The sequence below is a fragment of the Mesorhizobium sp. Arg314 genome (assembly GCF_053714275.1).
Genome location: NZ_JBSKBP010000027.1, coordinates 56,342 through 77,615 on the forward strand (window position 1 = coordinate 56,342; position 21,274 = coordinate 77,615).

The following is a 21,274-nucleotide window of genomic DNA, read 5'->3' on the forward strand; positions in this document are numbered from 1 at the left end:
ATCTTTTATCCCTGCGCTTCGCGCCGCTCCTCGATCGGGCGGCGCGGCATACCGGAGACTTGATGATGCGCACTTTCCGTCCTGCCTCCCTGGCACTGTCTGGCTCGCTGATCGCTTTCGCCATGTCCGGCGTGGTTGCGCAGGAGCAGACGCAGGCTGCCTCCGACATGCCGGCCACCAATACCTTCGGCAGGTGGACAACCATCATCGATACGCTCGATACCGGGCAGGACGCGCACAAGACCTGCGCCGCCTCGACCGCTTTCGTCGACGGCTTCGGCAATGCAGGCTCTCTGACGATGTCGATCTCGACCGGCGACGCGTTGCCGCCTGATGCGTACCCTGCCATCATGTTCATCGTCGATAACAAAACCCTGCCGACCGGCAGCAAGATCGCCGCGACCTTCGGTGACCCTGGCGTGAAAGTTGCCGCGACCGTAACCTCCAGCGCAGCCGCCGGTGGCCGTCCCAGTTGGATGGTCGACAACCAGGCCAAGACCAGCCTTGCCCTGCTGCGCGCCATGCGTAAGGTCACTTCGCTCGATGTGGTCTTCGGCAAGCAAGCGGTCGCCAGCATCCCGATGGACGGCTTCACCAAGGCCTATCGCAATCTGGGCACGTCCTGCGGTTTTCCGACCAAGGACGTGGCGCCCTGAGACTGCTGGCCGTCGGGGGCAGGGCGCTGGCAATTGTGCTTGCGCCTCGCTATCTCTGATACCAAGGCTGCGCTTTGCCATGGCGGCAAAACGCACTAAGCCTTTCCGCATCCTGAGAATCGCCAAACCGAAAGCTTCCTATGCGTTGTCCCTATTGCCAGTCCGAAGATACGCAGGTGAAGGACTCGCGTCCCGCCGAGGACGGCGCAGCGATCCGCCGGCGGCGGGTGTGCCCCGATTGCGGTGGTCGGTTCACGACCTTCGAGCGCGTGCAATTGCGCGATCTCGTCGTCGTCAAGAAGTCCGGCCGCAAGGTGCCTTTTGATCGCGATAAGCTGCTGCGCTCCGTCGAGATCGCGGTGCGCAAGCGCAATGTCGACCCCGAGCGCATCGACCGCGCCGTGACCGGCATCGTGCGCCAGCTCGAAAGCTCCGGCGAAACCGAGATTGCCTCGGGCGAAGTCGGCAAGCTGGTCATGGAAGCGCTGAAATCGCTGGATGACGTCGCCTATGTCCGCTTCGCCTCGGTCTATCGCAATTTCCGCGAAGCCAAGGATTTTCACGAGCTGCTGGGCGAACTGAAGGGCGACGAGGAAAAGACCGAAGAGGAAGCCGGCTGATCATGGCGGGATCGCGACTGAACGAGGCCGCGCAGGCGGCCCTTGATCGCCGTTTCATGGCTGCGGCCATCAGGCTGTCGCGCCGCAATGCCGGCCGCACCTCGACCAACCCCTCCGTCGGCACCATCATCGTGCGCGACGACGGCGCCGGCCCGATGATCGTCGGCACCGGCGTGACGGCCGTCGGCGGGCGGCCGCATGCCGAGACCGAAGCGTTGGCCGAGGCCGGCGAGGCCGCGCATGGTGCCACGGCTTATGTCACATTGGAGCCTTGCGCCCATCACGGCCGCACGCCGCCTTGCGCCAACGCGCTGGTCAATGCCGGCATCGCGCGCGTCGTGGGCGCGGCGAGCGATCCCGATACGCGCGTCTCCGGCAAGGGCTACGCCATCCTGCGTGACGCCGGTGTCGAGGTGGTGGAGAAGGTGCTGGCCACCGAGGCCGCCGAGCAGATGGCCGGCTATCTGACTCGTTCTCTGAAGAAGCGCCCTGAAGTAACTCTGAAGCTTGCACTTTCGAGTGACGGCAAGATCGGCAGGAAAGGCGCCGGCCAGGTCGCCATCACCGGCGAGATCGCGCGGCGCGATGTCTATCTCATGCGCGCCGAGGCCGACGCCATCCTGGTCGGCATCGGTACCGCACTCGAGGACGACCCGGCGTTGACCGTGCGTCTGCCGGGGTTGGAGAACCGCTCGCCGGCCCGCATCATCCTCGATCGGCAGATCCGGCTGCCGGAGACGTCCAGGCTGGTATCCGGCGTCGACCGCGTGCCGCTCTATGTCGCCGCTTGCTTGGAGGCCGATCCGCATCGGCGGGCGGCGCTCGAACGCGCGGGCGCCCGGTTCATCGGCACCGAGACATATGGGGGCGTCGTCGCCCTGCCGGAATTGCTCGAGGACCTTGCCGCGCTCGGCATGGCAAGCGTTTTGGTCGAGGGCGGCGCCAAGGTGGCCAAGGCTTTCCTTGAAGAAGACCTGGTCGACCGCATCGTCCTGTTCCAGGGGCCGGAAGCGATCGGCGAGGACGGCATTGCATCGCCCATCGACGCTGACCATATCCCGGCTGGGTTTCGTGAATTGCGCCGGATGCGCTTCGGCGAAGACAGTTATGCCGAGTGGGTAAGACCATGATCCCAAAAAATGGGAACCGGTTTTTGAATCAGATCATGGTCAAAACGAAAGACACTCTCTGATGTTTACGGGAATTGTCACGGATGTGGGCACCGTCGCTTCGGTAAAGCCGCTCAGCGAAGGCGTCGGCCTGCGCATCGACACGGCTTATGATCCCGGGACCATCGCCATCGGTGCTTCGATTTCCTGCGGCGGCGTCTGCCTCACCGTCACGGCGCTCCCCGAGCGTGGCTCGAACGCACGCTGGTTCGAGGTCGAGGCCTGGGAGGAAGCGCTGAGGCTGACCACCGCATCGAACTGGGAATCCGGCACCCGCATCAATCTCGAACGGGCGTTGAAGATCGGCGACGAGCTCGGCGGCCACATCGTCTCCGGCCATGTCGACGGCACCGCCGAGATCGTCGAGCGCAAGGAGGAGGGCGATGCCGTGCGCTTCACGCTGGAAGCGCCGCGCCATCTGGCGAAATTCATTGCGCCGAAGGGTTCGGTAGCACTCGACGGCACATCGCTCACGGTCAACAAGGTCGAAGGCACCCGCTTCGACGTTCTCCTGATCCATCACTCGCTGAGCGTCACCACCTGGGGCGAGCGCCATGCCGGCGATCGCGTCAACCTCGAAATCGATACCATGGCCCGCTATGCCGCGCGCCTGGCGGACGCGGCGAAAGAGGGGCTGTGACGGCGACTTGAACTAACCGGCCATTGGCCGTACATTGTTGTCAGGAGAACGACAATGACGGCACAGCTACCCCGCGGCCGTGTTCGTGGCGAGCGTCTGGAAACACGTGTCACGGCCGACCAGAAGAGTCTTATCGAGCATGCTGCGGCGCTACAGGGCCGCACGGTGACGGATTTTGTGCTGACCAGCGTCCAGGAAGCCGCCCGCCGTGCAATCGAGGAGCACGAGCGCCTGGAACTATCTGTCCGCGACAGCCGGGCCTTCGTGGATGCCCTCGTCAATCCGAAGCCTGTGAACGATCGCCTGCGCGATACAGTGCGTCGGTATCGCCAAGCCACTGGCATCTGAGGGTGACGGGCTCAACCGAGGCGTCTTTACGAGTTGAGGTGCTCGGTCCGCAGCACAACAGAAACGCATTTGAAAGCGGCGCGGAACCGCTCGATCGATATCTTCGAATGCAGGCCGGACAAGATGCCCGCAAGAACATCGCGGCACCGTTCGTGCTGGTCTTGTCGGATGGAGCTGTCGCTGGCTACTACACGCTCTCATCGACTGCGGTGAATGTCGGCGAGTGGCCTGCCGAGACCGCGCGTAAGCTGCCGCGTTATCCGCTCATTCCAGCGACGCTGCTCGGACGCCTGGCCGTCGATCGACAACAACAGGGCAGGGGCTATGGCCGATACCTCCTGGCCGATGCCTTGCATCGGTCTCTCCGTAGTGAGATTGCATCGTTCGCCGTGATTGTCGATGCAAAGGACGAGAGCGCATGCCGCTTCTACGAACGAGAAAGTTTCTTGCCATTTCCGGATCAGCCGATGAAGCTGTTTCGGCCAATGGCCGATATCGAGGAACTGTTCAGATGAGAACGGAGACTACGACAGAGGGCGAGAATTCCAAGCGACTAGAGCGGCTGACCCGCGAAGCAATGGCCGATGTGGACGCCAGCCGTGTGGTGGATCAGGGGGTCGTACTTGCCTGGGCCGAAAGCCTGGGTACCGGTTGTCCACTCCCAGTGCCGAACGCAAAGATGCGATAGACCAAGCGTCACCTCCGCCAATCTTCCACTTGCGATCAATCCGGCTTCGGCCTCTGCCAGCACACTTCACCTTTGAGCACGCTGCCCGCTCACCTTTGAGCACTGCTTCCCGCTTCACTTCTGCTCGCGCCCCTCGTAAGCTTTCACCTGGCCGGAGGGGAAAGCCATGATCAACCCGTCGCAACAAGTCATGAGGCTGGGTTTCGGATTTGCCGTGTCACAGGCGCTGCGCGTCATTGTCGAACTCGGCATTCCCGATCTTCTGTCCTCCGCCGAGCAGTCGGTTGAAGATTTGGCAGCCGCCACGAAGACGGACGCAGAATCGCTCTATCGCGTGATGCGGCTTCTGGCGCCTGAGGGGGTGTTTACTGAAATTCGCCCTCGCCATTTTGCCTTGACGGACGTTGGCGCGGTGCTTCGTTCCGACCGGCCTGGACCGCGCGACTTCATCCGGATGATCAACAGCGAGGCCTATCTCGCCTTCGAGCAACTCATACATTCCGTCCGCACTGGAAAGCCGGCCTTCGACAAGGTGTTCGGAAGCCCGAGATTCGATTGGCTTTCGGCCCACCCGGGGCAGGCCGCGCTGTTTCAACGAGCCATGGTCGCCTTAAGCCAGGGCAGCAACGAGGCGGTCGCGGCTGCCTATGATTTCGGCCCATACCGGCGGGTTGTCGATGTCGGAGGCGGGCATGGGCAGCTTCTCTCGGCCATCCTTGCTCGCAATCCCCATTTGAACGGGGTTCTTCTCGATCTGGCCTCTGGGGTGGCGGCGGCGCGCGCGGGAGCCGGAGGCGACCTGCCACGCACCGACTTCGTCGCCGGTGACTTCTTCGATAGCGTCCCCGTCGGCGACGTCTATGTAATCAAAAAGGTGATCCACGATTGGGACGATGAACGTGCGGGGCTGATCCTACGGCGTTGCCGGGATGCCATGCCAACGCATGGCAAGGTGCTCGTGGCCGAAACGCTCGTGCCTCCTGGCGACGAGCCGGATCAGATCAAGGCCATCGATGTTGTCATGCTCGCGGTTACCGGAGGCCTCGAACGGACTGAGGCACAGTACACCAAGCTGTTCGAAGGCGCAGGACTGAAGCTCTCGCGGGTGATCGGCACCCGAGCATCGATCTCGATCATCGAGGCTTCGCCTGCCTAGCCAAAGAACGTTCCGAAAGATCGCGCTGCGCGGAACCCGAATCCGTCGAGAGGTGCAGAGCCGGTGTCGGTTCGGCAATCTTCCGCTTGCGATCAACCCGGCTTCGGCCTAAGTCACCGGCAACCCCCCGGAGACTTTTATGGCTGGCACATCCCAACACGGCAAAGCGTTCATTCGCCCGAAGGCGAAGGCGCATCTGCTCATTGTCGAAGCGCGCTTTCACGACGATCTCGCCGACGCCCTGCTCGAGGGCGCGACCGGCGCGCTTGACGAGGCCGGCGCCACCTATGACGTCGTCACGGTTCCCGGTTCGCTGGAAATACCGGCCGTCATCACCTTCGCGCTCGATGGCGCCGCCGAAGGCGGCACGCATTATGACGGCTTCGTCGCGCTCGGCACCATCGTCCGCGGCGATACCTATCATTTCGACATCGTCGCAAATGAATCGAGCCGCGCGCTGATGGATCTATCGGTGCAGGAGGCAATCGCGATCGGCAATGGTATCCTGACCACCGAGAACGACGCGCAGGCATGGGCGCGTGCGCGCAAAACCGAAGGCGACAAGGGCGGCTTCGCGGCGCGCGCGGCGCTGACCATGATCGCGCTCAAAGAGAAATTCGGAGCCCAATCGTGAGCGATCCCGCCTCGACCGGAGCGGTGCGCCACGCCAACAAGCGCGGTGCCGCCCGTCTTGCCGCCGTCCAGGCGCTCTATCAGATGGATGTGGCCGGCAGCGGCGTCTTCGAGATCACGGCTGAATACGAAACCTTCCGCCTCGGCAAGGAAGTCGATGGCGCGCTCTATCGCGAGGCCGACGCGCAATGGTTCCGCGCCATCCTGACCGGCGTCGTCGAAAACCAGAAGACCATCGATCCCGTCATCCGCCAGGAGCTGACCGAGGATTGGCCGCTGTCGCGGCTGGATTCGACGCTGCGCGCCATCCTGCGCGCCGGCGTCTATGAATTGATGAAGCGCGAGGACGTGCCGGTCGCCGTGATCGTCTCCGAATATGTCGACATCGCAAAGGCCTTTTACGAGGAAGACGAGCCGAAGCTGGTGAACGCCGTTCTTGATCGCGTCTCGCGCCAGGTTCGTGGCGAGGGTCGGGGCAAGGACGCTTCGTGACGACCGCAGCGGCCGCGGTCGCCGAGACCGGCAGGGAAGGGCGTCGCACCGCGGCGCTACTTGCCGCCGCCCAGGCGATCGTCGGGTCGGCCGCTCCGATCGCCATTTCGCTGGGCGCGCTTGCCGGTCAGTACCTGCTCGGTCCGGACAAGTCGCTGGCGACGGCACCGGTCACCGGCTTCAATCTCGGCGTGGCGCTCGGAGCCTTGCCGGCCGCCGCCATCATCCGCCGGCTCGGCCATCGCGGCGGCTTCATGACCGGCACCATCGTCACCGCGGTCGGCGGCTTGATAGCGACGCTTGCGCTTTTCCAGGCAAGCTTCTGGCTGTTCGCCTTCGGCCTCTGCGTCATCGGCGCCGGCGGCGCTTTCGTCCAGCAGTTCCGCTTCGCCGCCGCCGACAATGCGCCGCCCGAGTTCAAGGCCCGCGCCATCTCCTTCGTGCTGGCCGGCGGCATCATCACCGCCATCCTCGGGCCGCAGATCGTCATCTACACACGTGAATTGCTGGCCCCGGTGATGTTTGCCGGATCCTTCGCCTCGATCCTGCCGCTGGCGGCCGCCGGCGCGCTCATTCTGTCGTTTCTGCGTGTTTCCTCCCGGACGAGCGCCGTTGCTGAAAGCATTGCAAGCGACGCCCGGCCGCTAGCTGAAATCGTCGCTCAGCCGCGTTTCGTCGCCGCGCTGTTCTGTACCGTCGGCAGCTACGCGCTGATGAGCTTCGTCATGACCGGCGCGCCGCTCGCCATGGTCGGCTGTGGCCTGTCGGAAGACAATGCGACGCTTGGCATTTCCTGGCACGTCATGGCCATGTTCGGGCCGAGCTTCTTCACCGGTTCGCTGATCCATCGCTTCGGCGCCGAACGCATCGTCGCCGCCGGCCTCGTCCTGCTGATCGGCTGCGCCGCCGTGGCGCTTTCCGGCCTGGCGCTGTGGCAGTTCTGGACGGCGCTGATCTTGCTCGGGCTCGGCTGGAACTTCGGCTTCATCGGCGCTACCGCCATGGTCGCGTCCAGCTACCGACCTTCCGAGAAGAGCAAGGTCCAGGGCTTCCACGACTTCGTCCTGTTCGGCTCGGTCGCCTTCGCCTCGCTGATGTCCGGCGCGATCTACAATGCCTGGGGCTGGACCATGCTGAACTGGATCGTCTTCCCGGTCGTCCTGCTTTGTTTTGTCGCGCTCGGCACTTTGAAAATGGTGGGTGCCCCGAAATTTTGAAGAAGCGGCCGGACCAGTTCTTCCGGCCGCTCGGACAGCGTGCCCGAAACGGCCAGCGTCATGCATCCGGCGGGAGCACCTGCAGGACCCGCGCGATGAACATGTGGAACTCGTCCATGTAGTTGCGCAGGAATGTTTCGGTGGACTCCACCGTCACCTCGCCATCGTCGGTGATCAATCCCGGGGTAAACTGAATGTAGGCTTCGGGGGAGTTCATCTGGGGTGCGTTGCAGAAGCTCAGGACGCTGCGCAGGCTCTGCTGGGCGACCGCGGTCGCGATCGCGCCGGGCGACGTTCCGATGACGGCGGACGGTTTGCGGGAAAAGGAGTTCTTGCCGTAAGGGCGGCTCGCCCAGTCGATTGCATTCTTCAGGCCGCCGGGGATCGAGCGGTTGTACTCCGGCGTGACGAAAAGCACCGCCTGGACGGACGCGATGGCTTTCTTGAACTCCAGCGCGACCGGCGGAAAGTTGGCGTCATAGTCGTAGCTGTAGAGTGGCAGGTCCTTGAAGGGGATTTCCGTCAGTTCAAGTTCCGGCGGCGCCAGCTTTACGAGGGCCTTCGCAAGCTTGCGGTTGATGGACCCCTTGGCAAGGCTGCCGATGAGGTAGCCGACTTTATGCTTGGCCATGACATACTCCCGTGTTGGCCGCCGACCCCGCCGTTCCTAATATTCCCCAGAACAGGGCAGGCCGCCAGCCGGCCTTAGGTCGGCGTCATATTATGGCGGGGGAACAGGGCCTTAGCCCCGGCTGAACAAAATTATTGCGCGTGTTCCCCTAGTTATGAAACCGTGTACCCCGACTGGCAGTTATAGCCGTGCTCATATGCGACCACCGGATTCTCGGTTCATAGCAAGGGATTTTCACAATGTTTTCAATCGGAAAGATTGCTTTGGCGGCGATCGCGCTCGGCATCACCGCCGCTTCGGCCAGTGCCCAGGTGGTCGTCTCCTCGAAGATCGACACGGAAGGCGGCGTGCTGGGCAACATCATCCAGCTCGTGCTCAACGCCAGCAACATCAAGACCGCCGACCGCATCCAGCTCGGCGCGACGCCGGTCGTGCGCAAGGCGATCAGCGCCGGCGAGATCGACATCTATCCCGAATACACCGGCAATGCCGCCTTCTTCTTCCAGAAGGCCGACGATCCGGTCTGGAAGGATGCAGCCAAGGCCTATGAAACCGCCAAGAAGCTCGACTACGACGCCAACAAGATCGTCTGGCTGTCGCCGTCGCCGGCCAACAACACCTGGGCGATCGCGCTGCGCAAGGAAGTGGCCGACGAGAACAAGCTCGTCACTCTCACGGACTTCGGCAAATACGTCGCGGGCGGCGGCAAGGTGGTGCTCGCGGCTTCCGCCGAGTTCGTCAATTCGGCGGCAGCGCTTCCGGCCTTCCAGACAACCTATGGCTTCACGCTGAAGCCCGACCAGCTCATCACGCTCTCCGGCGGCGATACCGCGGCGACCATCGCCGCCGCCGCCAACCAGACCAACGGCGCCAACGCCGCCATGGTCTATGGCACCGATGGCGGCATCCAGCCCTCCGGACTCGTCGTGCTCGGGGACGACAAGGGCGTGCAGCCGGTTTACCAGCCCGCGCCAATCATCCGCGAAGAGGTCCTGAAGCAGCATCCCGAAATCGAGGCGCTGCTGAAACCGGTCTTCGCCAAGCTCGATCTCGCCACGCTGCAGGAGCTCAATGGCCGTGTCCAGCTGGGCGGCGAGCCTGCCAAGGGCGTCGCGGAGGACTTTTTGAAGAAGAACGGGTTCTTGAAGTAGCAGTCAGGCGCGAGTGGGACAGGTGCGACCGAGGGAGCTGCCGATCTCCCCCCTTGCGGGGGAGATGTCCGGCAGGACAGAGGGGGGTGCTGTCCCGCCGACCTGTCAACCAATCAAATGCAGGTCCTTCGACAGGTTGGCCTTTGAACGGGCTCAAATTCGGAGCTTGGCGTTCCTTCACACCCCCCTCTGTCCTGCCGGACATCTCCCCCGCAAGGGGGGAGATTGGATGTCGCGTAGGCTTTCGCCAATCGCCAAAGTCGCAAGACTTTCATTTGGCTATTTGGCGGGGTTTCGATGACCCCCCGCCTCGACAAGCTAGGCGTCGTGATCGCCTCGATCGTCGCCTACGCCGCCTTGGCGGCACCCTTTGCCACGTTCCGCGCCAACCGTATCGTGCCGGGACAGGCGCGCTCGATCCTCGATGCGTTGCCGGCGACGCTTGGCATGCTGATGCTGGCGATCGTGATCGTGGGCGCCATCGTTGCCCTGCTTAGGACGCCGCTTGGGCTCAGGCTGGCGGCCAGCATCTTTGCGCTGGTCGCGCTGTCGGTGCTCATCGGCGTCGCCGGCGGTTTCCTGACGCCGGCCGGCAACACCTTCGCCCGCGTCGCTCCGGCATCCGGTTTCTGGCTGCTGATCTTTGCCTTCGCATTGCTCCTGGCCGATGTGCTGACACGGCTGAACCTGTCGCCCTGGGCGCGTGTCGGCGTGCTGGTGCTTGCTGCGCTCGCCATCGCCGCGCTGCTCGTGTCAGGACTTTGGGACAGTCTTTCCATCCTCAAGGAGTACGCCGGCCGGGCCGACAGTTTCTGGGCTGAGGCTTCCAAGCACGTTACGCTGGCGCTTGGCTCGCTGGCCGGTGCGGTGATTGTCGGCATACCGCTCGGCATCCTTTGCCATCGCGTCGAGAAGCTGCGGGCGGGCGTCCTCAATGTACTCAACATCGTCCAGACCATTCCGTCGATCGCGCTCTTCGGCCTGCTGATAGCGCCGCTCGGCTGGGTCGCAGTCCACGTGCCGGGCGCTGCCGCAATCGGCATAAGAGGCATCGGCACCGCGCCGGCCTTTGTCGCGCTTTTTCTCTATTCGCTGCTGCCGGTGGTGGCCAACACCGTGGTCGGCCTCGCCGGCGTGCCGCGCGCCGCCAACGACGCCGCGCGTGGCATGGGCATGACCGATCGCCAGCGCCTGTTCGATGTCGAGTTTCCGCTGGCCTTTCCGGTGATCCTGACCGGCATCCGCATCGTGCTGGTGCAGAATATCGGCCTTGCCACCATCGCCGCGCTGATCGGCGGCGGCGGCTTCGGCGTGTTCGTTTTCCAGGGTGTCGGCCAGACGGCGATGGATCTCGTGCTGCTCGGCGCGCTGCCCACCGTGGCGCTGGCCTTTGCGGCGGCCATCATCCTCGACGCGGTCATCGAGATGACCGCCACCAAGCGCAGGGTGGTTGAAACGGCATGATCGAGATCGAAGGCATCACCAAGCGCTATGACGAGATCACAGTGGTCGACAATGTCTCGATGGTCATCGAGCCGCGCACCATCGCCACCATTGTCGGCACATCGGGATCCGGCAAGACCACGCTGCTCAGGATGATCAACCGGTTGGTCGAGCCGACCTCGGGCGCGATCAGGCTCGACGGCGCCGACAACCGCTCTGTGCCCGGTTATCAGCTGCGCCGAAGCATCGGCTACGCCATCCAGGGCCACGGCCTGTTTCCGCATCGCACGGTGGCGCAAAACATCGCCACCGTGCCGCTGCTGCTCGGCTGGGACAGCGATCGCATCAAGGCGCGGGTCGACGAGCTGATGACGCTCTACCAACTCGACCCCCAGGCCTATGGCCCGCGTTATCCGCACGAGCTTTCCGGCGGCCAGCAGCAGCGCGTCGGCGTAGCCCGCGCGCTTGCCGCCGAACCCAATGTGCTGTTGATGGATGAGCCCTTCGGCGCGCTCGACCCGATCATCCGCGCCAAGGCGCAGGAGGACCTGCTGGCGATCCAGAAGCGCTTCGGTACCACCATCATCCTTGTCACCCACGACATGGAAGAGGCGGTGCACATGGGTGACAAGATAGCGGTCATGGACGCCGGCAAGCTGGTGCAATACGCAAAGCCGGCCGAGATTCTGGCCAGACCGGCGAGCGGCTTCGTCGAGACGCTGGTCGGCGCCAGCGAGAGGCCGTTCCGGCTGCTGTCGCTTGGCCATGTGCGCGATGCCGTGGAGCCGGGCGGCGCCGAAGGCGAGGCGATGCCGGGCGACGCCACGCAGCGCGACGCGCTGGCCGAGCTCTTGTGGTCGGGCCGCCCCGCACTGCCGGTGAAGGACGCCGGCGGCAAGCCGCTCGGCCGCGTCACTGTCGAAGGCCTGGTGAAGCGCGCGGCGAGGCCGCAATGAAAGCCTGGCTGCCCGCGCTGCTGAGGCTAGTTGTCCTGGTGCTGCTGGTGGCCTTCATCACCAGCCCCAGCTGGTTCGAGCCGCTGCTGAAACCACTGACCGAGAATGGCGCGCCGGCAATCTACAACCAGGGCAGCCTGTTGACGCTGACCTTGCAGCATCTGCGAACGGTGCTGATCGCAACGGTCGCGGCGACGGTCGTCGCGGTGGCGCTGGCCATACTGGTCACGAGGCCGGCCGGCGCCGAGTTCCTGCCGCTGTCGCGCAGCCTGGTCAATATCGGCCAGACCTTCCCGCCGGTTGCCGTGCTGGCACTTGCGGTGCCGGCTGTCGGTTTCGGCGAGAAGCCGACGCTGATCGCGCTCTTCCTCTATGGGCTCTTGCCGATCTTCGAGAATGCGCTGACCGCGCTCACCACGCTGCCGGGCAACGTGATGGAAGCGGCGCGCGGCGCCGGCATGACCGGTTGGCAAAGGTTGATGAAGGTCGAGCTGCCGCTGAGCGCCCCGGTGATCCTCGGCGGCATCCGGCTCTCGGTGGTCATCAGCCTCGCCACCGCAACCATCGGCTCGACGGTTGCCGCCAAGACGCTTGGCGAGGTGATCATCGCCGGCCTTATCTCGAACAATCTTGCCTTCGTGCTGCAAGGCGGGCTGATCGTCGCTGCGCTTGCGGTGCTGATCTATGACGGCCTGTCGGCGATCGAGCGCTACGCCGCAGGCCGGATGGGGCAGGGGGCGGAGTAGAAATGTTCAGGCATCAGTTTCGCTGATATCCGCCATCTTCAGAAGATGGCGAACGAGACCTGTTTTGAGCGGCTTGTTGCCATATATCGGAATGGAGAGGCGTACAATGCTTCCTTGTTTTCCATAAATATGATGGCTGCCCGCTATTCGCAGAAGTTGCCAGCCTCGCCGCTCGACAGATCTTTACCTGAAATGGATTTCAAACGGCGATTTCCACCACCCTGCCGGGTACTGAAGTGACCGAAGAGGGCAGCTCAACGGAAAGGCAGCCTTCAATCGCCTCACGCAGATTTGCCAAGAGTTCGTCCAGCGTTTCTCCTTCAGTCGCGCATCCCGGAATGGCTGGAACCTCGGCCCAGAAGCCACCTTCTTCCGTTTCATGAACGATAGCTTTGAACTTCATTGATCAACTCCTGTCCACCTACAAGATATGCATGGCGTTGGGCTGCAAAACGCTCGATCCGTCGGCGCTGCTTGCCTTGCTAATATCCGGTCCGGACCAGTCTGACGCCACGTTCATTTCAATCGATCTAAAATCAGGCCCGCGCTGGCACAACAGTTAGTGCCTTCTTCTTTTGGGCGAAAGCCGGGCAAAGACCGAACAATATCTTGACGTTCTAAGCCCTGTTTCGCATACACCCCAACCAAGGGGTGGATTCCGCGCGCGGCATCATCCCCGTTCCAACGGCCCAGGGAGGGGTTCTTTTGGGCCATCAATCGAGGAAAATCCGGCAATGACCATCATTACCGCCGTCATCGCCTGCGGCTTGCTGTCAGTTCTGTACGCCATCTGGGCGACACGTTCGGTCCTTGCGTCCGATCAGGGCAATCAGCGCATGCAGGAAATCTCCGCCGCCATCCGCGAAGGCGCCCAGGCCTACCTGGCGCGCCAGTACACGACCATCGCGGTCGTCGGCATCGTCGTGCTCCTGCTTGCCTGGTGGCTGCTTTCGATCACCGCCGCTATCGGCTTCCTGATCGGCGCAGTGCTCTCGGGCGCCGCCGGCTTCATCGGCATGCATGTCTCGGTGCGCGCCAATGTGCGCACCGCGCAGGCCGCTTCGAACAGCCTTGCCGCCGGCCTCGACATCGCCTTCAAGTCGGGCGCCATCACCGGCATGCTGGTGGCGGGCCTGGCGCTGCTCGGCGTCTCGATTTACTACGCCATCCTGACCGGCCCGATGGGCCTGCAGCCGAACGACCGCGTCGTTATCGACTCGCTGGTTTCGCTCGGCTTCGGCGCCTCGCTGATCTCGATCTTCGCCCGTCTCGGCGGCGGCATCTTCACCAAAGGCGCCGACGTCGGCGGCGACCTCGTCGGCAAGGTCGAAGCCGGTATCCCGGAAGACGATCCGCGCAACCCGGCCACCATCGCCGACAATGTCGGTGACAATGTCGGCGACTGCGCCGGCATGGCCGCCGACCTGTTCGAGACCTACGCGGTGACGGTCGTCGCCACCATGGTGCTTGCCGCCATCTTCTTCGGTGGCACTGCGGCTCTCGGCGCGGCCATGCTTTATCCGCTGGCCATCTGCGGCGCCTGCATCCTGACCTCGATCGTCGGCACCTTCTTCGTCAAGCTCGGCTCCAACGGCTCGATCATGGGCGCGCTTTACAAGGGCCTGATCGTCACCGGCCTGCTGTCGATCGTCGGTCTCGCCATCGCTACCTCGGCAACCGTCGGCTGGGGCGAGGTCGGCACCGTCGCCGGCATCGCCATCACCGGCAAGAACCTGTTCATCTGCGGCCTGATCGGTCTCGTCGTGACCGGGCTCATCGTCGTCATCACCGAATACTATACCGGCACCAACAAGCGCCCGGTGAATTCGATCGCCCAGGCATCCGTCACCGGCCACGGCACCAACGTCATCCAAGGCCTTGCGGTATCGCTGGAATCGACGGCGCTGCCGGCAATCGTCATCGTCGGCGGCATCATCGCCACCTACCAGCTCGGCGGCCTGTTCGGCACCGCGATCGCCGTCACCACCATGCTCGGCCTTGCCGGCATGATCGTGGCGCTCGACGCCTTCGGCCCGGTTACCGACAATGCCGGCGGCATTGCCGAAATGGCCGGCCTGCCCAAGGAAGTGCGCCACTCCACCGACGCGCTCGACGCCGTCGGCAACACCACCAAGGCGGTGACCAAGGGCTATGCCATCGGCTCCGCCGGTCTCGGCGCCCTGGTGCTGTTCGCCGCCTACTCGAACGACCTCAGGTTCTTTGCCGCCAACGGCGACAAATACCCCTACTTCCAGGGCATGGGCGAGATCTCCTTCGATCTCTCCAACCCGTATGTCGTAGCCGGCCTGATCTTCGGCGGCTTGATCCCCTATCTGTTCGGCGGCATCGCGATGACCGCCGTCGGTCGCGCAGCCGGCTCGATCGTCGAGGAAGTGCGCAAGCAGTTCCGCGAGGACAAGGGCATCATGGCCGGCACCTCGAAGCCGAACTATGCGCGCGCCGTCGACATCCTGACCAGGGCGGCGATCCGGGAAATGATCATCCCGTCGCTGCTGCCGGTCCTTGCACCGCTCGTCGTTTACTTCGGCGTGCTGCTGATCTCGGGCTCGAAGGCCTCGGCCTTCGCGGCGCTTGGCGCCTCGCTGCTCGGCGTCATCGTCAACGGCCTCTTCGTCGCCATCTCGATGACTTCCGGTGGCGGCGCCTGGGACAACGCCAAGAAGTCGTTCGAGGACGGCTTTACCGACAAGGACGGGGTCAAGCACCTGAAGGGCTCGGAGGCGCACAAGGCCTCGGTCACCGGCGACACCGTCGGCGATCCCTACAAGGATACCGCCGGCCCGGCCGTCAACCCGGCGATCAAGATCACCAACATCGTCGCTCTGCTTCTGCTCGCCGTGCTCGCGCACGGCTAATTGCGGCGGCTATTCATTCCTGCACAAGGCCCTCGGGAGCGATCCCGCGGGCTTTGTTTGTCAGCATGACATCCTTGATGCGTTCCGTATCTAATGCATGTCGCCCAGAAGTGTACGCGGTCCTGGGACAACGACATGCATAAAAACAAGGACTTAAAGCGCGTCGCCTGTATCCGTTTCAGTGCGACGCGCTTAGGTGGGCACTCAGCTGGCTTCTGGCTTTTCTGTGCCATGGCGATAGCGGGCCAGCAACTCATCGGCGTCTGGTTCTCGCTCGGGCATTGGTGGCAAGCCGCGTTTCTGGCGCAGCATGGCAATGAACGCACCGCGGCGATGTTGGCGGCGGAAGGTACGGGCCCGCGGATATATGCCAAGGGCAGCCAGAAGCCTGCGTTTGAGGTAGCGGGAGCGCTTGAGGGGAGTAGGTTCCTCGGCGTTGCCAAGAATCCTGGCGCGCAACGCGTCTGGCGCGTACATCGCGTCCATCAGTTCTTCCTGCTCCTGCGCCGTATCTCGCGCATAGCTGCCTTCGCGCTTGCCCGAATGCAGCATGAGCACGGTCAGATGTGGCATCGTTGCGATCACCGCGCCCTTGCGCCAGGCACGGAACAGCCAGTCCTGGGAACTTTCGCAGATGCACCGGCTGGCCGGGCGCCATGGCCCAAGCCTTGGCAGTGACGTCCGCCGGATCATTTGCGCAGAGCCGAATCCGACTGTGGTGACGGGGTCATAGAAGCCGTCCAGCCCCATCCCGAGTATCATATGTCTGGAACCATTGCTCGCGGCCGACTCGATGACCGCACCTCGGGCGATCACCACATCGGCACCGGTGGCGTCGATCCAGCCGCTCATGGATGTCAGATGGTCGGGAAACCAGAGGTCGTCATGGTTCAATATGGCAACGAAACGGCCGCGGGCTCTGGCAAAGCCGATATTGTTCGGCCCCGACTGCTCGCCGAAGTTCACGGGAAGATCGATATAGGAGATGCGGGCGTCGCCGAAAGCGGCGACCGTGGTCGCGGTGTCTGACCGGCACGCGTCGCCGATGACTATGGCTTCCCAGTCCTGCAGAGTCTGACCAACGAGGCTCTTCAGGGCTTGATGCAGCACCGCCGGACGATTGTGCGTCGCTATGACGACCGAGACCAGCGGTTCGATCGGTCCAGTTGGCGCGCGCTGGCCAGCCCGCTCCACGCTACACAAGCTTGTAGGGGATCTGTTCGGTATCGAGGGGCAGCCGCCAGTGATCGGGTGCGTCATAGGCGTAGGCCTTGTCGACGAGATTGAGCACCAAGGCCGTCTCGGGCCCCAGGGAAACGATGCCGTGCCAGATGCCCGGCGGAATGATGATGATGGCGGGCCTGACCGCTCCGACAATCTTGTGCCAGACCGCGCCGAACGTCGGCGAGGCCTTGCGACCGTCGAACAATGAAATCCGAACGCTGCCTACCGAGCAAAAAAGCCGGTCGCTGGTGACGCCATGAGCATGCCATCCGCTCACTCCGCCGGGATAGAGAGTGCGCTGAAAGACCTGCCCGACGGGGAGCCCATCCAGACCCCATTCCTCGCGAAAGACTTCGGTGAGATAACCGGTCGAAGTCGCGACAGGTCGGACTTCCTTGAACGTGACGCCGTCGATCGCCGGCGCATCGACGGCAAGCCAGTCGGGTGTCACGGTCTGGCGGTCAGGCGTGCCCGTCGCCATCCAACCTTGTGGTACAATACGATCGCTTTCGCTCATATCCAGCCCCCGGAAATCGCCGCGACGTCATACGTCGCCAGATGAGCATAAGCAAGCGCAGCCGACTTGCCTTCGGCCGGCAGCAAAAGACCCGCCATTGGCGGGTCTTGTCTATCCAGGCTGCAGGGGTGAGCAAACTCAGGGCGTGCCGCCACCGCCACCCGGGATGCCGGGCGCCAGCTTGCTGGCGCCGTTGATGACCTGGCTGAGGAAGTTCTGGTCCTTGCCGCCGGTCGGCGTTGTCCTCGAGATGAAGTCGAAGACCTTGCCGTCCTTCAGGCCGTAATTGGCGATCTGAGTGACGCGGCCGTCGGCACCGAAATAGACCGCCAGCACATGCTGGTCGATGATGTGAGGATTGTCGAAGGCGACATAGCGCTTGCGCGTTTGCGAGATGTAGTAGAAGGCCTCGTTGTCGAAGGTCGCCGTCGTCGACGGCGTGCCCAGCGCCAGAAGCACCTGTTCGCGGCTCGATCCGACCGGCACCGAATCGATCGCCTGCTGGTCGATGACGTAGCCTTTTGTCAGTGTCTCGCTTGGATGGAGATCACCGAACATCTTGGATGAATTGCAGGCGGAAAGCGCTGATACCACCATCAGCAGCGAAGCCACGCCCACCGGGGCGGGCGCAAAGAACGACTTGAATTTCAGCGCACCCAACAACAATTCTCCATCACATCCCCGCAACTTGCGCTGGGCCGCAAAACCGGTAAACCAGCTTGCATGCCGATGCAACAAGGCCAAATCAAACAACAGGTCCCCGGGAGACCGCCCTCAATGTTCCAGCGCCTTTTTGGCCGCGAACGCAACGCCAACCGCGCTATCACCGACGCGCTCTACGCACAAATCGTGGCGGCGGCGCGGCAAACGGTGCTTTATTCCGACTGGAATGTGCCGGATACGCCGCTTGGCCGCTTCGAGATGCTGTCGCTGCACATGTACCTCGTCCAGCACCGGCTGCATGGCGAGCAGGGTGCCGCGGCCGAGGTCGCGCAAGTGCTGATCGACGAGTTCTTTCTCGATGTCGAGCATTCGCTGCGCGAGCTTGGCATCAGCGATGTCGGCGTGCCCAAACGCATGAAGAAGCTGGCAAAGATGTTTTACGGTCGCACGGCCGCTTATGACGATGCCCTCAAGCAAGACGACCGCGCGGCGCTCGCGGCGGCGCTCGCCCGCAACGTCAGGCCGGACGCCGGCCCCTGGCCGCAGGCAGCGCTGCTGGCGGACTATGTTTGCCAGGCCACGCAAAAGCTTGCCGCGCAGCCGGCCGAATCGATCGCCGCCGGCACGGCCGCGTTCCCGACTGCCGGGGCGGCGTGAGGAGGCGATGATGAAAGACGCTGAATCACGCAGCCTGGTATCCTTTATCGCCAATGTCGCGCGGCTGCCGCAAAAGGGCCTGCCGGTCGTGGTCGAGGCCGATGAGCGCCAGCGCGAAGCGCTTGCCGCCGAACATGACTTGCTTTCGGTCGAAAGCTATCGCGCCGAGCTGCTGGTAGCCTCCTGGAAGCGCAACGGCGTCAGGGTCACCGGCCGCGTCGAAGCCGACATCACGCAGGCCTGCATCGTCACCCTGGAGCCGGTAACCGCCCACATCGACGAGCCGGTCGAAGCGTTGTTCCTGCCCGAGCAGTCGAAGCTTGGGCGCGAGGGCTTCGAGGGCGGCGGCGAGATCATCCTCGACGCCGACGGACCGGACAGTCCGGAGACATTCTCCGGCGACACCATCGACGTCGGCGCGCTGGCCGAACAGTTTTTCGGTCTGGCGATCGACCCCTATCCGCGCAAGCCGGGAGCCTCCCTCGACGTTGCCGGTGACGACCAGCCCGAGGAAAGCGAATTCCACAAAAAGCTGCGTTCGCTGCTTGGAAAATCCTGAGAGTGGTCCGGATTTTGGAAAAGTTGGTTGTGCGGCAGCCCAAAACCGCTATTTTCGCCGAACCTTCGCGAGCCCCCTTACCTTGGCAGGCGCCCCCCGCAAGCCAGGCAAACCGTGAGAAAAGCACTACGTGATCAGGATTTCCATCGATGCCATGGGCGGCGATCACGGACCGAGCGTGGTCATCCCGGCGCTGATGACGGTCGCCATCCGCCGCCCTGATATCCGCTTCGTCATCTATGGCCGCGAGGACGTGGTGCGCCCCGAACTCGCCAAGTTCCCGAGACTCGCCGAAGTAAGCGAGTTCGTCCATTGCGAGATCGCCGTGCGCATGGACGACAAGCCGAGCCAGGCGCTGCGCCAGGGCCGCTGGAAGTCGTCGATGTGGAAGGCCGTCGAGGCGGTGAAGAACGGCGGCGCGCAGGCCTGCATCTCGGCCGGCAACACCGGCGCGCTGATGGCGATGTCGAAATTCTGCCTGCGCACCATGGCCACCATCGACCGTCCGGCGATCGCGGCGCTCTGGCCGACGACGCGCGGCGAAAGCGTGGTGCTCGATGTCGGCGCCACCATCGGCGCGGACGCGCACCAGCTTATCGATTTCGCCATTCTGGGCACCGGCATGGCGCGTTCGGTGTTCGGCGTCGAGCGGCCGAGCGTTGGCCTGCTCAATGTCGGCGTCGAGGAAATCAAGGGCCAGGAAGAGGTCAAGGAGGCCGGCCGCATGCTGCGCGAGGCCAACATGGCCTCGATGAATTATCGCGGCTTCGTCGAAGGCGACGATATCGGCAAGGGCACGGTCGACGTGGTGGTCACGGAGGGCTTTGCCGGCAACATCGCGCTCAAGACCGCCGAAGGCACCGCAAGGCAGATCGCCGGCTATCTGCGCGCCGCCATGAGCCGCACGCTGATGGCCAAGATCGGCTACGTCTTCGCCAAGGGCGCTTTCGACAGGCTGCGCGAGAAGATGGATGTCGGTCGCTCCAATGGCGGCGTCTTCCTGGGGTTGAACGGCATTGTGGTGAAAAGCCATGGCGGCGCCGATTCGGATGGCTTCGCGGCGGCCATCGAGCTCGGCTACGACATGGTGCGCAACAATCTGCTTGACCGGATCGAGGCCGACCTCGATCTGTTCCATGCGCGCAACCCGACTGCCCAAGCAAACAGGAAATCCGGCGTCGCCGCCGACGCCGAGGAATAGGAAAGAGCTTTGATCAGATCAGTCGTGCGCGGCAACGGTGCCGCGCTGCCCCGCCGCATCATGAAGAATGCCGATTTCGAAGGCATGGTCGAGACCTCCGACGAGTGGATCGTCCAGCGCACCGGCATTCGCCAGCGCCACGTCGCGGCCGATGAAGAGACGACGGCCTCGCTGGGCGAGGCGGCCGCGCGCGCCGCGCTCGACAGCGCCGCTATGACGCCTGCCGATATCGACCTCATCATTCTGGCGACGTCGACGCCAAACAATACCTTTCCGGCGACCGCGGTCGAGATCCAGAACCGGCTCGGCATGCATCACGGCTTTGCCTTCGACATGCAGGCCGTTTGCTCGGGCTTCGTCTATGCCGTCGCCACCGCCGACCTTTATATCCGTGGCGGGTTGGCCAGACGCGTCCTGGTGATCGGTTCGGAAACCTTCTCGCGCATCCTCGACTGGAACGACCGCTCGACCTGTGTGCTGTTCGGCGACGGCGCCGGAGCGCTGGTTCTCGAAGCCGAAGAAGGAACCGGTGCGATCGCCGATCGCGGCGTGCTGGCGGCGAGCCTGCGCTCCGACGGCGTGCACAAGGACAAGCTCTTCGTCGACGGCGGCCCTTCGACGACGGGAACCGTAGGCCATCTCAGGATGGAAGGCCGTGAAGTGTTCAAGCATGCCGTCGGCATGATCACCGATGTCATTGAGGCGACCTTCGGTGAGGCCGGCATAAGTGCGCAAGACCTCGACTGGTTCGTGCCGCATCAGGCCAATAAACGGATTATTGACGCTTCCGCCAAGAAGCTCGGGATTGCCGAGCAGAAAGTGGTGGTCACCGTCGATTTACACGGTAACACCTCGGCTGCCTCCGTGCCGCTCGCTCTCTCGGTGGCCGTCGCCGACGGCCGCATCAAGAAGGGCGACCTGGTGCTTCTCGAGGCGATGGGTGGAGGTTTCACCTGGGGCGCGGTATTGCTCCGCTGGTAAGTGCCGAACGCACCGGTTCGGTTCTTGACCTTGCCGGATCAATTACTTAC

The 21,274-nt window shown here is 63.6% G+C and carries 24 protein-coding genes and 1 pseudogene; 19 read left to right on the forward strand and 6 right to left on the reverse strand.

What is annotated here, in order from left to right:
- The first annotated feature begins 65 nt into the window (after nt 1–65).
- The 10 genes from ACWGS9_RS24305 (at nt 66) to ACWGS9_RS24350 (ending at nt 7,619) form a co-directional block, all read left to right on the forward strand.
- Entirely contained in the window at nt 66–656 is a 591-nt protein-coding gene (locus ACWGS9_RS24305) for an invasion associated locus B family protein (protein ID WP_454507670.1), read from the forward strand.
- 140 nt (nt 657–796) lie between these two features.
- Complete coding sequence (nrdR, locus tag ACWGS9_RS24310; protein ID WP_320212264.1) at nt 797–1,276, forward strand: transcriptional regulator NrdR; 480 nt, start codon at nt 797–799, stop codon at nt 1,274–1,276.
- Nucleotides 1,277–1,278: 2 nt separating this feature from the next.
- Nucleotides 1,279–2,406, forward strand: coding sequence for a bifunctional diaminohydroxyphosphoribosylaminopyrimidine deaminase/5-amino-6-(5-phosphoribosylamino)uracil reductase RibD (gene ribD, locus ACWGS9_RS24315; RefSeq protein ID WP_454507639.1), 1,128 nt, complete (start codon nt 1,279–1,281; stop codon nt 2,404–2,406).
- 61 nt (nt 2,407–2,467) lie between these two features.
- Nucleotides 2,468–3,085 (forward strand): riboflavin synthase, encoded by a 618-nt coding sequence (locus ACWGS9_RS24320; RefSeq protein WP_454507640.1) that lies wholly within the window; start codon nt 2,468–2,470, stop codon nt 3,083–3,085.
- A gap of 54 nt (nt 3,086–3,139) precedes the next feature.
- Nucleotides 3,140–3,433: a type II toxin-antitoxin system TacA family antitoxin gene (locus tag ACWGS9_RS24325; RefSeq protein ID WP_320308251.1), complete on the forward strand. Its 294-nt coding sequence runs from the start codon at nt 3,140–3,142 to the stop codon at nt 3,431–3,433.
- Nucleotides 3,434–3,435: 2 nt separating this feature from the next.
- Nucleotides 3,436–3,948, forward strand: coding sequence for a GNAT family N-acetyltransferase (locus ACWGS9_RS24330; protein WP_454507641.1), 513 nt, complete (start codon nt 3,436–3,438; stop codon nt 3,946–3,948).
- 339 nt (nt 3,949–4,287) lie between these two features.
- Nucleotides 4,288–5,277 carry a methyltransferase gene (locus ACWGS9_RS24335; protein WP_454507642.1) on the forward strand — a complete coding sequence of 330 codons (990 nt, stop codon included), beginning with the start codon at nt 4,288–4,290 and terminating at the stop codon, nt 5,275–5,277.
- A gap of 139 nt (nt 5,278–5,416) precedes the next feature.
- Nucleotides 5,417–5,911, forward strand: coding sequence for a 6,7-dimethyl-8-ribityllumazine synthase (gene ribH / locus ACWGS9_RS24340; RefSeq protein ID WP_454507643.1), 495 nt, complete (start codon nt 5,417–5,419; stop codon nt 5,909–5,911).
- The gene (nusB, locus tag ACWGS9_RS24345; protein WP_454507644.1) at nt 5,908–6,402 is read left to right on the forward strand and encodes a transcription antitermination factor NusB; all 495 of its coding nucleotides are present in this window, start codon (nt 5,908–5,910) and stop codon (nt 6,400–6,402) included. The genes ribH and nusB overlap by 4 nt, the downstream gene beginning before the upstream one ends.
- The gene (locus ACWGS9_RS24350; RefSeq protein WP_454507645.1) at nt 6,399–7,619 is read left to right on the forward strand and encodes an MFS transporter; all 1,221 of its coding nucleotides are present in this window, start codon (nt 6,399–6,401) and stop codon (nt 7,617–7,619) included. Before nusB ends, ACWGS9_RS24350 begins: the two co-directional genes overlap by 4 nt.
- Nucleotides 7,620–7,677: 58 nt before the next feature.
- On the opposite strand, the gene ACWGS9_RS24355 is transcribed toward ACWGS9_RS24350, so the two are convergent.
- Nucleotides 7,678–8,250: an NADPH-dependent FMN reductase gene (locus tag ACWGS9_RS24355; protein ID WP_454507646.1), complete on the reverse strand. Its 573-nt coding sequence runs from the start codon at nt 8,248–8,250 to the stop codon at nt 7,678–7,680.
- Between the two features lie 239 nt (nt 8,251–8,489).
- Here ACWGS9_RS24355 and osmF point away from each other — a divergent pair, with 239 nt between their 5' ends.
- The 4 genes from osmF to ACWGS9_RS24375 all read left to right on the forward strand — a co-directional run bounded on the left by osmF (nt 8,490) and on the right by ACWGS9_RS24375 (nt 12,546).
- Nucleotides 8,490–9,401 (forward strand): glycine betaine ABC transporter substrate-binding protein OsmF, encoded by a 912-nt coding sequence (gene osmF / locus ACWGS9_RS24360; protein ID WP_454507647.1) that lies wholly within the window; start codon nt 8,490–8,492, stop codon nt 9,399–9,401.
- Between the two features lie 297 nt (nt 9,402–9,698).
- Nucleotides 9,699–10,865 (forward strand): ABC transporter permease, encoded by a 1,167-nt coding sequence (locus ACWGS9_RS24365; protein ID WP_454507648.1) that lies wholly within the window; start codon nt 9,699–9,701, stop codon nt 10,863–10,865.
- Nucleotides 10,862–11,800: an ABC transporter ATP-binding protein gene (locus tag ACWGS9_RS24370; RefSeq protein ID WP_454507649.1), complete on the forward strand. Its 939-nt coding sequence runs from the start codon at nt 10,862–10,864 to the stop codon at nt 11,798–11,800. The genes ACWGS9_RS24365 and ACWGS9_RS24370 overlap by 4 nt, the downstream gene beginning before the upstream one ends.
- Nucleotides 11,797–12,546 carry an ABC transporter permease gene (locus ACWGS9_RS24375; protein ID WP_454507650.1) on the forward strand — a complete coding sequence of 250 codons (750 nt, stop codon included), beginning with the start codon at nt 11,797–11,799 and terminating at the stop codon, nt 12,544–12,546. Before ACWGS9_RS24370 ends, ACWGS9_RS24375 begins: the two co-directional genes overlap by 4 nt.
- A gap of 6 nt (nt 12,547–12,552) precedes the next feature.
- On the opposite strand, the pseudogene ACWGS9_RS24380 reads toward ACWGS9_RS24375, so the two are convergent.
- Both ACWGS9_RS24380 and ACWGS9_RS24385 read right to left on the reverse strand, forming a co-directional pair.
- Nucleotides 12,553–12,708: pseudogene (locus tag ACWGS9_RS24380) on the reverse strand (type II toxin-antitoxin system HicA family toxin); the annotation flags it as partial.
- Between the two features lie 37 nt (nt 12,709–12,745).
- Entirely contained in the window at nt 12,746–12,949 is a 204-nt protein-coding gene (locus ACWGS9_RS24385; protein ID WP_454507651.1) for a type II toxin-antitoxin system HicB family antitoxin, read from the reverse strand.
- Between the two features lie 331 nt (nt 12,950–13,280).
- On the opposite strand from ACWGS9_RS24385, the gene ACWGS9_RS24390 reads away from it, so the two are divergent.
- Nucleotides 13,281–15,422 carry a sodium-translocating pyrophosphatase gene (locus ACWGS9_RS24390; RefSeq protein WP_320217499.1) on the forward strand — a complete coding sequence of 714 codons (2,142 nt, stop codon included), beginning with the start codon at nt 13,281–13,283 and terminating at the stop codon, nt 15,420–15,422.
- Nucleotides 15,423–15,626: 204 nt separating this feature from the next.
- Here the strand turns inward: ACWGS9_RS24390 and ACWGS9_RS24395 are convergent, their stop codons facing one another.
- The 3 genes from ACWGS9_RS24395 to ACWGS9_RS24405 form a co-directional block, all read right to left on the reverse strand.
- Nucleotides 15,627–16,616, reverse strand: coding sequence for a glycosyltransferase family 2 protein (locus ACWGS9_RS24395; protein WP_454507652.1), 990 nt, complete (start codon nt 16,614–16,616; stop codon nt 15,627–15,629).
- A gap of 1 nt (nt 16,617) precedes the next feature.
- A complete protein-coding gene (locus ACWGS9_RS24400) occupies nt 16,618–17,163 on the reverse strand; it encodes a dTDP-4-dehydrorhamnose 3,5-epimerase family protein (RefSeq protein ID WP_454507653.1) in 546 nt (181 codons plus the stop codon).
- Between the two features lie 138 nt (nt 17,164–17,301).
- On the reverse strand, nt 17,302–17,823 hold the full coding sequence (locus ACWGS9_RS24405; protein WP_454507654.1) for an outer membrane protein assembly factor BamE: 522 nt from the start codon (nt 17,821–17,823) through the stop codon (nt 17,302–17,304).
- Nucleotides 17,824–17,940: 117 nt separating this feature from the next.
- On the opposite strand from ACWGS9_RS24405, the gene ACWGS9_RS24410 reads away from it, so the two are divergent.
- From ACWGS9_RS24410 to ACWGS9_RS24425, 4 genes are all read left to right on the forward strand, one after another.
- Entirely contained in the window at nt 17,941–18,483 is a 543-nt protein-coding gene (locus ACWGS9_RS24410) for a ubiquinol-cytochrome C chaperone family protein (RefSeq protein ID WP_454507655.1), read from the forward strand.
- 10 nt (nt 18,484–18,493) lie between these two features.
- Nucleotides 18,494–19,042, forward strand: coding sequence for a YceD family protein (locus tag ACWGS9_RS24415; RefSeq protein ID WP_454507656.1), 549 nt, complete (start codon nt 18,494–18,496; stop codon nt 19,040–19,042).
- A gap of 130 nt (nt 19,043–19,172) precedes the next feature.
- Nucleotides 19,173–20,243, forward strand: a complete 1,071-nt coding sequence (gene plsX, locus ACWGS9_RS24420; RefSeq protein ID WP_454507657.1) for a phosphate acyltransferase PlsX — start codon at nt 19,173–19,175, stop codon at nt 20,241–20,243.
- 9 nt (nt 20,244–20,252) lie between these two features.
- Complete coding sequence (locus ACWGS9_RS24425; RefSeq protein WP_454507658.1) at nt 20,253–21,224, forward strand: beta-ketoacyl-ACP synthase III; 972 nt, start codon at nt 20,253–20,255, stop codon at nt 21,222–21,224.
- Nucleotides 21,225–21,274: the final 50 nt, after the last annotated feature.

Excerpts from the sequence above, each read along its gene's own strand:
- ACWGS9_RS24305 (WP_454507670.1), top strand. The coding sequence starts at position 66 with ATGCGCACTTTCCGTCCTGCCTCCCTGGCACTGTCTGGCTCGCTGATC.
- nrdR (WP_320212264.1), top strand. The coding sequence starts at position 797 with ATGCGTTGTCCCTATTGCCAGTCCGAAGATACGCAGGTGAAGGACTCG.
- ribD (WP_454507639.1), top strand. The coding sequence starts at position 1,279 with ATGGCGGGATCGCGACTGAACGAGGCCGCGCAGGCGGCCCTTGATCGC.
- ACWGS9_RS24320 (WP_454507640.1), top strand. The coding sequence starts at position 2,468 with ATGTTTACGGGAATTGTCACGGATGTGGGCACCGTCGCTTCGGTAAAG.
- ACWGS9_RS24325 (WP_320308251.1), top strand. The coding sequence starts at position 3,140 with ATGACGGCACAGCTACCCCGCGGCCGTGTTCGTGGCGAGCGTCTGGAA.
- ACWGS9_RS24335 (WP_454507642.1), top strand. The coding sequence starts at position 4,288 with ATGATCAACCCGTCGCAACAAGTCATGAGGCTGGGTTTCGGATTTGCC.
- ribH (WP_454507643.1), top strand. The coding sequence starts at position 5,417 with ATGGCTGGCACATCCCAACACGGCAAAGCGTTCATTCGCCCGAAGGCG.
- ACWGS9_RS24355 (WP_454507646.1), bottom strand. The coding sequence starts at position 8,250 with ATGGCCAAGCATAAAGTCGGCTACCTCATCGGCAGCCTTGCCAAGGGG.
- osmF (WP_454507647.1), top strand. The coding sequence starts at position 8,490 with ATGTTTTCAATCGGAAAGATTGCTTTGGCGGCGATCGCGCTCGGCATC.
- ACWGS9_RS24365 (WP_454507648.1), top strand. The coding sequence starts at position 9,699 with ATGACCCCCCGCCTCGACAAGCTAGGCGTCGTGATCGCCTCGATCGTC.
- ACWGS9_RS24370 (WP_454507649.1), top strand. The coding sequence starts at position 10,862 with ATGATCGAGATCGAAGGCATCACCAAGCGCTATGACGAGATCACAGTG.
- ACWGS9_RS24375 (WP_454507650.1), top strand. The coding sequence starts at position 11,797 with ATGAAAGCCTGGCTGCCCGCGCTGCTGAGGCTAGTTGTCCTGGTGCTG.
- ACWGS9_RS24385 (WP_454507651.1), bottom strand. The coding sequence starts at position 12,949 with ATGAAGTTCAAAGCTATCGTTCATGAAACGGAAGAAGGTGGCTTCTGG.
- ACWGS9_RS24390 (WP_320217499.1), top strand. The coding sequence starts at position 13,281 with ATGACCATCATTACCGCCGTCATCGCCTGCGGCTTGCTGTCAGTTCTG.
- ACWGS9_RS24400 (WP_454507653.1), bottom strand. The coding sequence starts at position 17,163 with ATGAGCGAAAGCGATCGTATTGTACCACAAGGTTGGATGGCGACGGGC.
- ACWGS9_RS24410 (WP_454507655.1), top strand. The coding sequence starts at position 17,941 with ATGTTCCAGCGCCTTTTTGGCCGCGAACGCAACGCCAACCGCGCTATC.
- ACWGS9_RS24415 (WP_454507656.1), top strand. The coding sequence starts at position 18,494 with ATGAAAGACGCTGAATCACGCAGCCTGGTATCCTTTATCGCCAATGTC.